The sequence below is a fragment of the Robertmurraya siralis genome (assembly GCF_005502275.1).
GTDB classification, from domain to species: Bacteria; Bacillota; Bacilli; order Bacillales; family Cytobacillaceae; genus Robertmurraya; species Robertmurraya siralis.
On sequence record NZ_SWLZ01000025.1, the window covers coordinates 1 to 15,000 of the forward strand.

Genomic DNA, 15,000 nt, shown 5'->3' on the forward strand with positions numbered 1-15,000 from the left:
GTCCGGTGACGATAGCGAGAAGGTCACACCCGTTCCCATACCGAACACGGAAGTTAAGCTTCTCAGCGCCGATGGTAGTGAGGGGCTGTCCCCTTGTGAGAGTAGGACGTTGCCGGGCGAACATTTTATTAATTTTCCGCGGTAGCTCAGTGGTAGAGCAACGAGCAAAGCATCATGAAAGTGCTGCGAGTTGTACTCATCGAGCTGCTACTTGAGCTAACTTTCTGAGATGAGGACAATCGGGAAGTATTCAAGGTAGAGGAATGTATTATTAATTTTCCGCGGTAGCTCAGTGGTAGAGCAATCGGCTGTTAACCGATCGGTCGTAGGTTCGAATCCTACCCGCGGAGCCATTTTAGTCACTTTATTAGTAGTATAATTGTGAGCTAGAATGCATGCTTCCATAGCTCAGCAGGTAGAGCACTTCCATGGTAAGGAAGAGGTCACCGGTTCGAGCCCGGTTGGAAGCTCTTTGAAAATGACATTGCGGCCCCTTGGTCAAGCGGTTAAGACACCGCCCTTTCACGGCGGTAACACGGGTTCGAATCCCGTAGGGGTCATATTAAAGTTGCACTTGTTGCAACTTTGGAGGATTAGCTCAGCTGGGAGAGCACCTGCCTTACAAGCAGGGGGTCGGCGGTTCGATCCCGTCATCCTCCACCAACATTTTTTCGCGGTAGCGAAAATAATGTACTTCTTTATTTTTTCGCGTCAATGAAATAATATATCTTTTAATTTTTTGTGTTAATATGTATGCCGGCCTAGCTCAATTGGTAGAGCAACTGACTTGTAATCAGTAGGTTGGGGGTTCGAGTCCTCTGGCCGGCACCATTTTTATGTTTCGGAGGGGTAGCGAAGTGGCTAAACGCGGCGGACTGTAAATCCGCTCCTTCGGGTTCGGCGGTTCGAATCCGTCCCCCTCCACCAACCTTTTTTCGCAATAGCGAAAATAAGGCACCATTATTAATTACAAAGTCAGTAACAAATTTTCATTATAGGGCGCTAGTGGAAATAAGAGTTATATCATAAAAACATAAAAACAGGACAAGCTATAAGTAGTCCTTTTTATTTTTGAATTTTACATATTATTGGGCTATAGCCAAGTGGTAAGGCAACGGACTTTGACTCCGTCATTCGTAGGTTCGAATCCTGCTAGCCCAGCCAATTTTAGAGCCATTAGCTCAGTCGGTAGAGCATCTGACTTTTAATCAGAGGGTCGAAGGTTCGAGTCCTTCATGGCTCATACCTCTTAAGATAGTTATCTTAAGAGGTTTTTTGTTTTATCATGCTATCATGAATCTATGATAAAGGCGGTTATTTTAGAATTTCGATAGGTTTCAAAAAATTTCTAGACTTAAATTATTTCCAGAATAATGATTCGTGAGGGAAGTCCGATAAAGTGACTATTACATTAAATCATCATGTAAGTAAGTCTATTTATAAAAAATCATTGAAAGCCCGTATGTACATATCTAATTATTTCTACGATGTATAAGTCATTTATAGTCTCGAGCTATTATTGCTCTTCAGCTGATTCTCTTTTCCCAGCTTTAAATCTCCATTTTATGCGAATATTAACTTCAATATTGTTCAAAATACTCCATGTATTTATATGAATGTGTATGCTCTGGTATTTGGATTTTACTGAATTTTCAAACGTATATATATACATTATTTTGTCGAGTTGAGTCAAAGGAATGTAAGCGTATAAAATAAGAGTAAGACAAGATGGGAGGGAAAAGCAGGTGCGAAAGTTATCTATTATCGGGATGCCGATGGATTTGGGGCAAATGAGGCGTGGTGTAGATATGGGGCCAAGTGCCATTCGCTACGCGGGAGTAAATGAAAGGTTACAAATGTTATTTGATGAAGTGATTGATCTTGGTGATATTTCAATTGGGAGACCGGAGGTTCGGATTGATAAGGAGTCAAAGCTAAGGAATCTTGAATTGATTGCTGAGAAAACGGCTATCCTAGCTGACAAAGTAGATGAAGTCATTCAATCCGGCGCCTTCCCTTTAGTGTTGGGTGGCGATCATAGTATTGCCATAGGAACTCTAGCAGGTGTATCTAGGCACTATCAGAATCTGGGCGTAATCTGGTACGATGCTCACGGTGATCTAAATACGGCTGAAACATCACCGTCTGGTAACATTCATGGAATGCCCTTAGCTGTCAGTATTGGTTTAGGGCATCCGTTGTTAACGAAGATAGGCGGTTATCAACCAAAAGTAAAACCTGAAAATATCGTGATTATTGGCGCTCGTTCATTAGATGAAGGCGAGAGAGCACTCATTAAAGAAAAGGGAATTAGAGTCTATACAATGCATGAAATTGATCGTTTAGGGATGACAAAGGTCATGGAAGAATCAATTCAATATTTACAGGAACGGACAGATGGGGTACATTTGTCACTGGATTTAGATGGGTTGGACCCAACAGATGCGCCTGGAGTCGGAACTCCGGTGAATGGAGGGATAAGCTATCGTGAAAGCCATTTAGCGATGGAGATGTTAGCTGAATCGGAAATTATCACTTCAGCTGAATTTGTTGAAGTAAATCCAATCTTAGATGAGAAAAACAAAACAGCGTCAGTGGCGGTGGCTTTAATGGGTTCCTTATTTGGTGAGAAATTATTATAAAATGTAATAGAGAGACATATTTGATAGTAAGGGCTGCACCCCCAACGCTAGGTATGGGGGTGCAGTTTACTATTATTTTAGGGTTTCTTCGTATTCTTGATACTGATTTAACAAAACATCAAGTTCTTTGCTAAGCTTAAGTACTTCTTCATCTGTAAGTGAAGTCGAGGCGGCAATGGAGATCATTTGATTACGACACGATTCAATTTCCTGTAATAATTTTGTCCTCATAACACCATCCTTTAAATTCTTTATTCCCGATGTCCAAATTCTTAAACCTTTTTGTTAAAATAGAAGGTATATAAATAATCATGGTTCCATTTACTTACGTAACTTTGATACTTTAGCTTAGAATAGAGAATTAATAAATTGTTCTCGTAAATAAATGAAACTTTTTCTGCTATCGATTCGTATATCGACTAGCCGCATAGAGCGGAGGTAAATAGAAAAATGGATGCAATAGTCAAAAAAAGAATTAAGCAAGTACTGAAAGGCGATCAAAATGCCTATGCGGAAATAGTTGAAATCTATAAAGATAAAGTATTTCAACTATGCTTTCGAATGCTGGGGAATCGCCATGAGGCTGAGGACATGGCACAGGAGGCATTTATCCGAGCATATGTAAACATTGCAAGCTTTAATATTGATTTAAAATTTTCAACGTGGCTATATCGAATTGCCACAAATCTGTGTATTGACCGGATTAGAAAAAAGAAACCGGATTTTTACCTGGATGCGGAGGTCTCTGGTACAGATGGGTTAACGATGTACTCGCAAGTTCCTTCTGATTCAGCGTTACCAGAGGAAGAGGTCGAAAGTATTGAACTACATGAAACGATCCAGAGAGAGATCGCAAAATTACCTGAAAAGTATCGCTCTGTCATCGTTTTAAAGTATATCGAAGAACTTTCGTTAAACGAAATCAGTAAGATTCTGGATATGCCTTTAGGAACAGTTAAAACCCGAATTCATAGAGGGCGAGAAGCGTTGAGACACCAATTACGGAATGTTTAATGAGAGGTGAGAACAGTGAGTTGTTCTGAAAAATATGTTGCTTATATGCATGAATATTTAGATGAGGAGATCTCAACAGAGCATGAAAAGGAACTGAAAGAACATCTTCTAAAATGTCCTGAATGTCAAAAGCATTTTCAGGAACTAGAAAAATCTTTGGCTTTAGTAAAGAGTATTGCCCATGTGACAACATCAGATGACTTTACATTGAATGTGATGAATAGATTGCCAAAAGAAAAGAAAAAAGTAGGTTTCCAAAGATGGTTGAGGCATCATCCGCTGTTAACCGCGGCCTCTTTGTTTCTAGTTTTGATGGTGGGCAGTCTTTTTTCCTCATGGAACACAGGCCATAATTTGTCTGTCTCGAAACAGCCAAACCTGATTGTTAAAAATGATACGGTTATTGTACCAGAAGGCGAAGTTGTCAAAGGGGATGTTGTTGTTCGAAACGGCAGCCTTAGAATTGACGGACAGATTGATGGGAATGTAACCGTTATAAACGGAACGGTTATAAACGGGGAGAAATATTTAGCTTCCGCCGGAGATGTTACCGGAGAGATTGAGGAAATCAATGTGATCTTCGAATGGGTATGGTATCATTTGAAGAATATGGCGAAAGAAGCGATTAACTTCTTCGAAGAGTCGGAGCAGTCACAAGGTGTGACTGCTTTTCTATGGTGAATAATATTTAATGGATCGATATCTATTGAACTTTAAGGTCCTTTTTATTTGAGCATTGAAGAGAGGAAGTTTTTAACGAAAGCACTATACCCTCCAGTATGTATGAAGGGTTCATTCTCGCAGGTAACGTTTTTTTTCGATTTTTCCGAAGGCGCACTGAGCTTTTTTTGTATTGCGGATCTTTCACATGTGATTAAAATGGCGTTTCTTTGAAATATGGTATACTATAGGGTAAAATGAATCGAAATCAAAGCATGCTTGCTTTTAAATATATAATTGGAGGAAGTCCCATGTCGATTGGAAATTTCAATCTCTTTGATCTACTGATTAATGCCATTGACATTCTCCTAGTAACTTTCGTGATATACAAGCTCATCATGGTGATAAAAGGAACGAAAGCTGTTCAATTGTTAAAAGGAATCTTTGTTGTTTTGATTGTAACTTTGATCAGTGACAAGTTTCATTTACAAACGCTTAATTGGATGATGGAGCAAGTACTCATATGGGGAGTCGTCGCATTTGTGATTATATTCCAGCCAGAGTTAAGAAGAGCCTTGGAACAATTGGGAAGAGGCGGCTTTTTCTCGCGCTCTGGGCATCAGGAAGAGGATGAACAAGAAAAAATGGTAGAAGCCATTGTGAAGGCAACAGATTATATGGCAAAACGACGGATTGGAGCCCTTATTTCCGTTGAGCGAGAGACGGGGTTAGCAGACTATATAGAAACTGGAATTCCACTTAATGCGAATATATCATCAGAGCTATTAATCAATATTTTTATCCCAAATACACCGTTGCATGATGGCGCAGTAATTTTACAAAAAAATTCTGTTGCCGCAGCAGCATGTTATTTGCCCTTGTCGGAGAGCCCTTTTATTTCAAAGGAACTAGGGACAAGGCATCGGGCAGCATTAGGTATTAGTGAGGTTACAGATAGCTTAACAGTCATTGTTTCAGAAGAAACGGGCTCGATTTCATTAACGAAGAATGGCGAGCTGCATCGTGATCTGAAGCTCGATAAATTCAGAGAGTTAATAGGAGCGGAACTACTGTCCGGGGTAAAAGCTAAACAGACTTCTTCAGGTCGCTGGAACTGGAGGGGGAAAGCGAATGGATAAATATATTAATAAATTGATCGAAAATAAATGGTTTATTCGCGTGATAGCGCTAGTGTTGGCATTATTACTTTTTGAAAATGTGAATGAGGAAAATAAATCGGTTGTCAATGTTCCTCAGGATCAAGAATCTGAGGTCATTGAAGCAGTGCCGGTAACAAGCTATTATGATGCGGACAATCTTGTTGTAACAGGTGTGCCGGAAACTGTGAAGCTGACGTTATCGGGTCCTCGCTCAAATCTTCAGCAAGCTCTAGCGCAAAGAGGATTTGAAGTATACGTTGATTTAACAGAAGCAGAAATTGGTACCCAAGAAGTACAAATTCAGATTCGGGACATATCAGAAAGATTAAAGGTTAGCATTGATCCTGCGACCATTACGGTATCCGTACAAGAAAAAGTATCGAAGGAATTTAGTGTCGAAGCAGAGTTCGATAGCAATATTTTAGCAGAAGGTTATGTTTCAGATGTTGCCGTTGTAGAGCCGAATAAAGTAACGGTGACAGGGGCGAAGGATGTCGTTGAGAGCATTACGTATGTGAAGGCGACATTAGATATAAAAGGGCCAATTAATGAAACGATCAAAAGAGAAGCAAATATATTAGTCCTTGATCAAGCTTTAAATAAATTGGATGTTCTTGTTGAACCTAGCACGGTTCAAGTGACAATTCCGGTAAAAGCATCAACGAAGACAGTCCCGATCAACATTGTGCAATCGGGAAGATTGCCAGCGGGTGTCACGATTGAATCGATCAGATTGGAAAAAGATGAAGCGAAAATCATCGCCCCTGAGGATGTATTAGACAAAACCGATTCAGTCCGGGTAGAACTAGATGTAAGTGAAATTGAAAAGGATACTGAGCTGACCCTACCTGTCATTATCTCTGAAGGGGTTATTGCCGTTGACCCACAAGTCGTAAAAGTATCGATTCGGGCCAATAAAACAGAAGATCGAACGTTTTCTAATATTCCTATTGGTATAGAAGGACTATCAAATTCATATGAAGCTGTGTTTCGTGAACCAGCGAATGGCTCGACAAGCCTGACGCTATCAGGCAGCAGTGGAGACATCGCCTCCTTATCAGCATCAAGCTTTCGCCTTTTTATTGATGCATCAAATTTGGAACCAGGGGAGCATGAAGTCAAGATTCAGGTCGATGGACCGAACAATGTGGAATGGAAATTAGCGAGAGAGACTGTGAAAATATTAATAACTCAAGAAGATGAGTAGTGATTGAATAGGAAAAGGAGCGAGAATAGATGGGTAAATATTTCGGTACGGATGGAGTTCGCGGAGTTGCCAATAGCGAATTAACGCCAGAGCTTGCCTTTAAATTAGGCCGCCTTGGAGGATATGTTCTAACGAAGGATCAGCCTAGACCAAAAGTTTTAATTGGTCGCGATACACGCATTTCAGGTCATATGCTAGAGGGAGCGTTAGTTGCTGGGTTACTATCGATTGGTGCGGAGGTCATGCGCTTAGGTGTTATTTCCACCCCAGGGGTCGCCTATTTAACAAAAGTACTCGGGGCGCAAGCTGGAGTCATGATTTCAGCGTCGCATAATCCAGTTGCTGACAATGGGATCAAATTTTTTGGTTCAGATGGTTTTAAGCTTTCGGATGAACAAGAGCAGGAAATTGAGCAATTATTGGACATGGCAGAGGATGAGTTACCAAGGCCAGTCGGTGAAAATCTTGGACAAGTTAATGATTATTTTGAAGGTGGTCAAAAGTACCTGCAATTCTTAAAGCAAACGGTGGACGAGGACTTTTCCGGCATACATATTGCTTTGGATTGTGCTCATGGTGCGACATCTTCATTGGCAGCACACTTATTCGCTGATCTTGAAGCGGATTTATCGACAATGGGGGCTTCTCCTAATGGTCTTAATATTAATGATGGGGTTGGTTCTACTCATCCAGAAGCATTGGCGGCCTTCTTAAAAGAAAAAGAAGCAGATGTCGGTCTTGCTTTTGATGGAGATGGCGATCGCCTCATTGCCATTGATGAGAATGGAGACATCGTTGACGGTGATCAAATCATGTTCATATGTGCGAAATATATGCATGCCAATGGACGCTTAAAGCATAACACTGTTGTTTCTACTGTGATGAGCAATCTTGGCTTTTATAAAGGCCTTGAAGCAAATGAAATCAAGAGCGTACAAACAGCAGTTGGCGACCGTTATGTGGTTGAAGAAATGAAGAAAAACGGTTTTAATTTGGGGGGCGAGCAGTCCGGCCATATTATTTTCTTAGAATACAATACGACAGGTGATGGTCTGTTGACAGGGCTGCAGCTCGTCAATATTATGAAAATGACAAAAAAGAAGTTATCAGAGCTTGCCGCTGAAATGGAAAAATTCCCGCAAAAGCTTGTCAATATTCTTGTTACAGATAAACATCATGTCACCGATAACGAAAAAGTAAAAGCGATTATTGCAGAAGTAGAAGCTGAGATGAATGGCAATGGTCGTATTTTAGTTCGTCCGTCCGGAACGGAGCCATTGGTTCGTGTTATGGCAGAGGCGCCGACAGAAGAGCAGTGTCAATCATACGTAGAACGTATTGCTGAGGTTGTTAAAGAGGAAATGGGACTTCAAGAATAAAGAGAGAGATCCTATTAAGGATAAAAACATACTGCAGAAATTTTTATTTTGAACTCTAATATTTAGTGTTATACGTCTAGCGCAAGTAGCCTTTCGCCTATATAACTTTAGGTTCTCCTACGATAGATTAATTTCGATTCGCTATCGCTTATCGATTTTCGTTATCGAAAGACCAGACCCTTCCAGTTTGTGTGGCGATGTTCAAGGCACTTGCGCATTTGTTTTGCATAAGGGACTTTTGACAGCCCTTATGCATATTTTATGATTAGAGAGCTTTTTGCCATCCAGTTATTAGTTGACGTGAATAGAATTCTAGGTTATGATGAACCTGTTTTTGTAAGAAATTCTTTTTTCTTGTAACCTTTCACCATCTTGGTTCGTCTATTGTATTTGTAACAAGAATTTTTTTTGCAAAAGCTTTACTCAAAATAGAAAGGTGGGCAGAAGGCATTGATTTTTTAAAGCGCCTGAACTAATTACTGGAGCGAAGGAGTAGTTAGTTGACGAGGAGGAGGTTTATCGAATGTTCGGCGGATACCTCCCGGTTGTAGATGCCAACCGTCATTTCTTCTTTAAAACATCAAGGCGACTTGGTGGACAAAGAGAAGAAAAGCTGCATCACATCATAAGATTTTAAAATACAGAGATAAGGGGGCAAGTGCCCCTTATATGTAAAGGATTCTTGCCCCCTTGTTTGGGAGGAAGAATAAATATGTGCGGAATCGTTGGTTATATTGGAAATAATGATGCAAAAGAAATTTTAATTAAAGGCTTAGAAAAGTTAGAGTATAGAGGCTATGACTCAGCAGGAATCGCTGTAATGAATGCAGAAGGCGTACATGTTTTTAAGGAGAAAGGCAGAATAGCCGATTTGCGCAATATTGTTGATACGAAAGTGGCAGCGAGTATGGGGATCGGTCATACCCGTTGGGCGACACATGGTGTTCCAAGTGTGGTTAATGCTCATCCACATCAGAGTACAACAGAACGATTTACCCTTGTTCACAACGGTGTTATCGAAAACTACGAGCTTTTAAAAGAAGAATTTTTAATGGATACAGCTTTAAAAAGTGATACGGACACGGAAGTAGTTGTTCAGTTGATCGAAATCTTTATAAAAGAAGGGCTTACTGTGGAAGAAGCATTCCGCAAAACGCTAAAGCTTGTAAAAGGTTCTTATGCGTTGGCTCTTTTAGATTCAGACAATCCGAATACGATTTTTGTTGCCAAAAATAAAAGCCCGTTATTAGTTGGTCTTGGTGAAGGTTTTAATGTTGTGGCAAGTGATGCGATGGCGATGCTGCAAGTGACCAATCAATTTGTTGAATTAATGGATAAAGAAATGGTTATCGTGAAGCAGAACGAAGTCACGATCCAAACGCTAGACGGTGAGGTAATGAGCCGTGCTCCATTTACAGCAAAGCTTGATGCAAGTGACATTGAAAAGGGTACGTACCCTCACTACATGCTTAAAGAAATCGATGAGCAGCCACTAGTGATTCGCAAAATTGTTCAAGAGTATCGTGCTGAAGATGGCTCTCTACACATTGACGATGAAATTGTTGCTGCCATGAAAGAGTCAGATCGAGTATATATTGTCGCAGCAGGTACTTCTTATCATGCTGGATTGGTTGGAAAACAACTGATTGAAAAGATGGCGAAAATTCCAGTCGAAGTGCATATTGCAAGTGAGTTCGGCTACAATATGCCATTGCTATCTGAAAAGCCATTGTTCATTTTCATTTCGCAAAGTGGAGAAACAGCAGACAGCCGTGCCGTACTTGTTAATGTAAAAGCGCAAGGCTATAAAGCATTAACGATTACAAACGTACCAGGCTCTACTTTATCACGTGAAGCAGATTATACACTGCTTTTACATGCGGGTCCTGAAATTGCTGTTGCCTCTACGAAAGCTTATACAGCTCAAATTGCTGTTCTTTCCATTTTAGCGGCTGTAACTGCAAAAAGCCGTGGACATGAAATTGACTTTGATCTAGCAAAAGAGCTTGGGATCATTGCTAATGCGATGGAAGTTCTTTGTGATGAGAAGGATGACTTCGAGCAAATTGCCCGTGATTTCTTAGCTGATACACGCAACGCTTTCTTCATCGGCCGCGGTATTGACTATTATGTAGGTTTAGAAGGCTCTCTGAAACTGAAGGAAATCTCTTATATCCAAGCAGAAGGCTTTGCAGGTGGAGAATTAAAGCACGGAACGATTGCTTTAATCGAAGACGGTACACCAATCATTGCCTTAGCTACCCAAGAAATTGTCAACTTAAGCATCCGTGGGAACGTAAAAGAGGTCGTTGCCCGTGGAGCAAACCCATGCATCATTTCCATGAAAGGCTTGGAAATGAACGGAGACACATTCGTTCTCCCAGAAGTGCATGAACTATTAACACCTCTTATCTCTGTCGTACCATTACAACTAATCTCCTACTACGCAGCGCTGCACCGCGGCTGCGACGTAGATAAGCCGCGTAACCTTGCAAAGAGCGTTACGGTGGAGTAGGTAGATTGGGGTTTAAGGAAGTTTTTGTAGATTTGGAATAAAGTCGCGAAGCTTTTCCCCTTTAGATATGATTGTCTAAAGGGGTGTTTTTATGTCAAAAAGAAAAATTAGATGAAGTAAAAGACTTACTAAATTTAAAGAATAAACAAATGGAAAAACATTTAGATATATTGATTAAGTATAAGTTTCTTGATGAACCAGAAGAAAGTTATGAGTATCGAGGGTATATAAGTAATTTTAATCAGGTTGATGGATGGCCAATGTGGAAAGATATTAAAGAATATTGCAAGAAGAAATCAATAGTTTTATATTCTGTAGTTTATGATTTGAACTTTAAGTTGTTAGATTAAGGTTAAAAACATTCAATCTTTTTTATAAGAACTAACTCCACTTTAAAACCCAATTCATTCATTTTGGTCAGTCTTTGTTCAAAATAAATGGGTTTCTATTTATATAAAATCAATGTTTACAGCTCTCTTTTAATGTCTTCACCCAATAAACTCGCTCCTGACCAAAAAAACTCGGTTCAGGACAAAAAAAGTCGGTAGAGTAGAAACAAGGGTTAAGGAAGAAATAGGGAATTAAAGAGCAAGATTAAAATTGAAAAAAGCCAGAAGGAATAAGGGTTTTCGAGCCTTTATTCCTTTTTCTTTTCCCCTAAAACCTAATCCCTTAACTCTACTCTGGAACGACTTTTTTAGTCCAAAATGGTTGTAAAATCTGAACAAAAATTAGATGAATGTGGGGAAAATGCAGGAACGACTTTATTAGGCGGAGAATATTGGAAAACGGCTTGAGGCGTTGGGAGAGTAAGAGTTGGTAAGGTTTAAGGGAGGAGGGGAGTTGGAACGAGTTTTTTGGGTGGATACATAGTAGAGGGAAAGGTTTTAGGATTGTTAATTCTAATGGACCGATGTTTTTGTGATGCAGAATTGGAAATAAATAACCTACACTTTTACACTTGCGTTATATACTATCAAAAGATTTCTATAATATAGAGGCTTTAAAAAATAGGTGTCTATTAGACATAATCGTAGGAGGAATGCTATTGAATAATTAATATACAGTTTTAACAGGGATAGGTATTTGCGGAATCTACCAGAAAATGATTTAAAGTAGTTTTAAGATATGTTTAATATGTTAAAGGATAGAAAATAGGAGATGGTAACAGTGAAATCTAAAAGAAAAAGATACCAGAATGATCGACATATTGATTTAGAATTTACAGTGGAGAACTTATCAAAGGCTATTTTTGTCGTAAACAAGCATGCAAAAACAGCAGTTGAACCCAAGTTTTTATACGAGCTAAAGAAAAAAGCATTAGAGAAAATGTTAGAAGAAGGTAAAGCCAAAAAATTAGGTTTACACTTCGTAAGGACCCCCAAATTTTCTATACAATCTTCTACTGTATTAATTTCATGTGGAGCATATCTTTTTCACCTTCCCCCGAAAAAAGAAGACTTTCAAAAATTAAAGCATTTAGGGCATTTGAATGATGATTATAGAAACCCCAAAACAACTAATTTATCCTTAAATAGAGCAAAAGCACTGTTAATTGCTTATACTGGACTTAAAGAAACAAAACAGACTAATCCCTTCTTTTTTCAACATCTAAACAGTAATATAATCATTACTAAAAGCTATAGAGAACGTTGATTTTACTGCATAAAGTATAAAATCATATGGATTGGATAGTTAGGTATTTGATATTTGATTAGGTAGAGGTGATTTATTTGGAATTGTTCAAGGAAATAAAATTCTTTGATGACCATTTTGAAGATGGGGTTTTTTCGATACCCGATGGAAAGAAGGTGAAAGTTCGGGCTTTATATGAGTATTGTAAGGAAAAAGGAGTAGTAGCTCCAGACGAATTATCAGAAGAAGAGTTAAAGATGTTTGTAGAATGAATATGTAACTATCTAAAGCTGTTGTTTAGGTGGTTAAATTTGGTTATAATTAAGGGGATAGGATACTTCGCAATATCACTATCGCAAAATTTGCTTCGGCAATAAGTAAATCCATGTGAAGAACCACTCCGCTTACCAGGCTTCGGGTGGTTCTTTTTTATGTATCTAATTCATTTGAGTTATGATTGTAACTCAAATGGATTTTTTTGGATAATTTTTAAAAAATCTATTGACTAAATGAAACAAGTCGTTATATTATGACTACAGTTAATTTTTTATATATTTTTTGATATTTAAAGCTAATTTTACTTAGATTTTTCAATTTCATACGTTTAACTTTTTTATCCCAAGGGGGAAGTATGCCCTTCTTGGAACAGAAGTTAGGCGTTTGCATTGATGTCTAAGTAAGATTAGCTTTTTTTGTTCCTTGAAAACTGAATAATTTAACTTTTGTTTATTACGACTCCTAAGCATTTTTTACATAGGTTAGTGGTTGTAACTATACACAATCTAACCTAATAAATTTTTGATATTTGAAAGGAGTTAAAACAAATGAATGTACAAACTTTTGCGGTAGGAGAAACATTTCCACTCATTGATTCCATTTCGAGAGGTGAAGGAACTGCACTGAATTATGTTTCAGATGGTTCATTGTTCATCACTGTAAAATGGAGCAATATCACTTCAAAAGAAAAAAAGGAATTAAAAAATGGCGTGATTCGTTTCCGTTACGTTAAAGATGGGGAGTACCTTCTTTTACTAATGCGTATAGGAACTTTACCGCCAATGGAATTCCCTTTTGATCCAACTATTTACGGAAGAAAGGGTATTCCATTTAGCATCCAGTCGAACAAAATAGATATTTTTGTAATTGAACACACTTCGTCTAAGCTCATGGTTATGCGAATGATTGGATTTAGTGAAAAGTTCATGAACCTTTTAAAGGATACTTGGAAAGAGAATATCTTAGCAAAGGATTTTGCTTATAATAGCTGGCTAAACAATCTAATCAAAAGATATTCAACAAACGATCTTTGGGATATGGGAACTTCTATAGATTGGCAAAATTAAAAAAAACAAAAGGGAGAGTAACGCTATTATTCTCCCTTCACAAATAAAAATAACAATTATTATTGGAGGTTAGAAAAATGATTAATGCAAATTTAATTAGAATTAGCGAAATATCTACAACACTGGAAATAAAATCTCTATTAAATTCTTCCGATAAAGTTATTCACCTTTCTGTTACGAAATCAGAAGTACAGCAAAAAGAATACAAGAAAATAAATAAAGTGTTAAAAGTATTAAAGGATTCTCCTAAGTTTTCTTGTGGGAGATTATTTTTGACTTTTGAAGGGTACTTTTGGACTCCACTTGAAATCTATGAGAATAAAGAAATTAGAAAATATGTACAGGGATTATACAAAAAAGAGTCGAACCTGTTTTATTTTTTAAGTCCGATGGCAGAAAACAACTTTACCATAATGCGATGCTTGTTTAGAAATAATAGGATTTCCAATAAAGGTGTACAGGTTCGGTACAACGTTGAAGTTGATTGGAAAATTGCCATAAAAATCGTTGAATCATTTATCAATTATTCACAGCGTCATAACAACGTAACAGCACAGTCACAATGGGTTTTTAATAATTTAATGCCAACTGAATACTTTGCACAAGTTTGTGAATTGTTAGGCTTGGAAAAAGAATTAGTTACAGTATCGTAAGGAGTTAAAATATTTTAACAGCTCCTCCTTTCAAGGAGCAAGCAAGTCAATGTACCTTTCCAGATTTTTTCAATCTTTTTAATCGGAATAAAACTAATCTGGAAACCTTCAAGAATCTCTCATAGATTAATTGAGATATCGAATTTAAAGGAGGAATATTGATGAGTAATGTTATTGAATTAAATACTTGGAGAAAATCAAAAGAGGGATATTTAGAGCAAAGAGAATCATTTAACACTTCTGTTCCTGTTTCTTTCATGTACGGTGAAAAGACAAATGAATTATTTAGAACTATGAAACTTTTGGGAACAAAAGATTTATCAAGCATCGAAGTTCTTAGAGAAGAAATTGAAGAACAAAAGGAATCCATTAAAAAAGGACATGATGAAGAGGGGGGTGAGATTAACACAGATGTAATCTTTCCAGGGGGAGAGGATGAATTCATAGTTTGTAAGGAAGGGATCTTTCATTGGGATTGGGATATTGAAGATTACGAGTATTATGGACAAGCTAACGGATATGTTCAGAAAAAGACTGTTACGATGCTAAAGAACTTGGACATTAATTTAGGTTCTGAATATATCCGTCTAAATCGGGGTACTTCATTTCTTTTAGATGGGGAATATATATCCTATGATGATCAGAATCAACCTGTGATAATGCTTGTGATTAAGGCGTTAGGATGTATTCCAATTTCTATCCAATATGACAAGAAAAAAGTTCAAATTAGTCAAGTTGATTTTGCTATAGTGAACTATCTGGATATAGAAGAGATTAAGTGATTGTTACAGT

The 15,000-nt window shown here is 38.0% G+C and carries 14 protein-coding genes, 8 tRNA genes and 1 rRNA gene; 22 read left to right on the forward strand and 1 reads right to left on the reverse strand.

Features of this window, described 5'->3' with window-relative positions; translation table 11 throughout:
- The first annotated feature begins 1 nt into the window (after position 1).
- The 10 genes from rrf to rocF all read left to right on the forward strand — a co-directional run bounded on the left by rrf (position 2) and on the right by rocF (position 2,642).
- Positions 2-118 (forward strand): 5S ribosomal RNA (gene rrf, locus FCJ93_RS20610).
- 160 nt (positions 119-278) lie between these two features.
- Positions 279-353: transfer RNA gene (locus FCJ93_RS20615), tRNA-Asn, on the forward strand.
- Positions 354-397: 44 nt separating this feature from the next.
- A tRNA-Thr gene (locus FCJ93_RS20620) sits at positions 398-470 on the forward strand.
- A gap of 18 nt (positions 471-488) precedes the next feature.
- Positions 489-560: transfer RNA gene (locus tag FCJ93_RS20625), tRNA-Glu, on the forward strand.
- Between the two features lie 27 nt (positions 561-587).
- A tRNA-Val gene (locus tag FCJ93_RS20630) sits at positions 588-663 on the forward strand.
- A gap of 92 nt (positions 664-755) precedes the next feature.
- Positions 756-831 (forward strand) — tRNA-Thr (locus tag FCJ93_RS20635).
- 12 nt (positions 832-843) lie between these two features.
- Positions 844-927 (forward strand) — tRNA-Tyr (locus tag FCJ93_RS20640).
- A gap of 162 nt (positions 928-1,089) precedes the next feature.
- Positions 1,090-1,164 (forward strand) — tRNA-Gln (locus FCJ93_RS20645).
- Positions 1,165-1,170: 6 nt separating this feature from the next.
- Positions 1,171-1,243, forward strand: a tRNA-Lys gene (locus tag FCJ93_RS20650).
- 502 nt (positions 1,244-1,745) lie between these two features.
- Positions 1,746-2,642: an arginase gene (gene rocF / locus FCJ93_RS20655; protein WP_095314603.1), complete on the forward strand. Its 897-nt coding sequence runs from the start codon at positions 1,746-1,748 to the stop codon at positions 2,640-2,642.
- Between the two features lie 72 nt (positions 2,643-2,714).
- Here the strand turns inward: rocF and FCJ93_RS20660 are convergent, their stop codons facing one another.
- Positions 2,715-2,873: an aspartyl-phosphate phosphatase Spo0E family protein gene (locus FCJ93_RS20660; RefSeq protein WP_095314602.1), complete on the reverse strand. Its 159-nt coding sequence runs from the start codon at positions 2,871-2,873 to the stop codon at positions 2,715-2,717.
- Positions 2,874-3,092: 219 nt separating this feature from the next.
- Between FCJ93_RS20660 and sigW the strand changes: the two genes are divergently transcribed.
- The 12 genes from sigW to FCJ93_RS20715 all read left to right on the forward strand — a co-directional run bounded on the left by sigW (position 3,093) and on the right by FCJ93_RS20715 (position 14,990).
- Complete coding sequence (sigW, locus tag FCJ93_RS20665) at positions 3,093-3,656, forward strand: RNA polymerase sigma factor SigW (RefSeq protein WP_137744581.1); 564 nt, start codon at positions 3,093-3,095, stop codon at positions 3,654-3,656.
- Between the two features lie 15 nt (positions 3,657-3,671).
- Positions 3,672-4,337, forward strand: a complete 666-nt coding sequence (locus FCJ93_RS20670; RefSeq protein WP_095314600.1) for an anti-sigma factor family protein — start codon at positions 3,672-3,674, stop codon at positions 4,335-4,337.
- A gap of 290 nt (positions 4,338-4,627) precedes the next feature.
- The gene (cdaA, locus tag FCJ93_RS20675) at positions 4,628-5,455 is read left to right on the forward strand and encodes a diadenylate cyclase CdaA (RefSeq protein ID WP_137744582.1); all 828 of its coding nucleotides are present in this window, start codon (positions 4,628-4,630) and stop codon (positions 5,453-5,455) included.
- Positions 5,448-6,683: a CdaR family protein gene (locus FCJ93_RS20680; RefSeq protein ID WP_095314598.1), complete on the forward strand. Its 1,236-nt coding sequence runs from the start codon at positions 5,448-5,450 to the stop codon at positions 6,681-6,683. Before cdaA ends, FCJ93_RS20680 begins: the two co-directional genes overlap by 8 nt.
- 29 nt (positions 6,684-6,712) lie before the next feature.
- A complete protein-coding gene (glmM, locus tag FCJ93_RS20685) occupies positions 6,713-8,062 on the forward strand; it encodes a phosphoglucosamine mutase (protein WP_137744583.1) in 1,350 nt (449 codons plus the stop codon).
- Between the two features lie 712 nt (positions 8,063-8,774).
- Positions 8,775-10,577 carry a glutamine--fructose-6-phosphate transaminase (isomerizing) gene (glmS, locus tag FCJ93_RS20690; RefSeq protein ID WP_137744584.1) on the forward strand — a complete coding sequence of 601 codons (1,803 nt, stop codon included), beginning with the start codon at positions 8,775-8,777 and terminating at the stop codon, positions 10,575-10,577.
- A gap of 71 nt (positions 10,578-10,648) precedes the next feature.
- Entirely contained in the window at positions 10,649-10,927 is a 279-nt protein-coding gene (locus FCJ93_RS20695) for a hypothetical protein (protein WP_137744585.1), read from the forward strand.
- A gap of 820 nt (positions 10,928-11,747) precedes the next feature.
- Positions 11,748-12,233 carry a YkyB family protein gene (locus FCJ93_RS20700; protein WP_235879557.1) on the forward strand — a complete coding sequence of 162 codons (486 nt, stop codon included), beginning with the start codon at positions 11,748-11,750 and terminating at the stop codon, positions 12,231-12,233.
- 77 nt (positions 12,234-12,310) lie between these two features.
- The gene (locus tag FCJ93_RS25110) at positions 12,311-12,484 is read left to right on the forward strand and encodes a hypothetical protein (RefSeq protein ID WP_170211369.1); all 174 of its coding nucleotides are present in this window, start codon (positions 12,311-12,313) and stop codon (positions 12,482-12,484) included.
- 552 nt (positions 12,485-13,036) lie between these two features.
- Positions 13,037-13,555 (forward strand): hypothetical protein, encoded by a 519-nt coding sequence (locus FCJ93_RS20705; protein WP_137744587.1) that lies wholly within the window; start codon positions 13,037-13,039, stop codon positions 13,553-13,555.
- 77 nt (positions 13,556-13,632) lie between these two features.
- The gene (locus FCJ93_RS20710) at positions 13,633-14,208 is read left to right on the forward strand and encodes a hypothetical protein (protein ID WP_137744588.1); all 576 of its coding nucleotides are present in this window, start codon (positions 13,633-13,635) and stop codon (positions 14,206-14,208) included.
- Positions 14,209-14,369: 161 nt separating this feature from the next.
- The gene (locus FCJ93_RS20715) at positions 14,370-14,990 is read left to right on the forward strand and encodes a hypothetical protein (protein ID WP_137744589.1); all 621 of its coding nucleotides are present in this window, start codon (positions 14,370-14,372) and stop codon (positions 14,988-14,990) included.
- Positions 14,991-15,000: the final 10 nt, after the last annotated feature.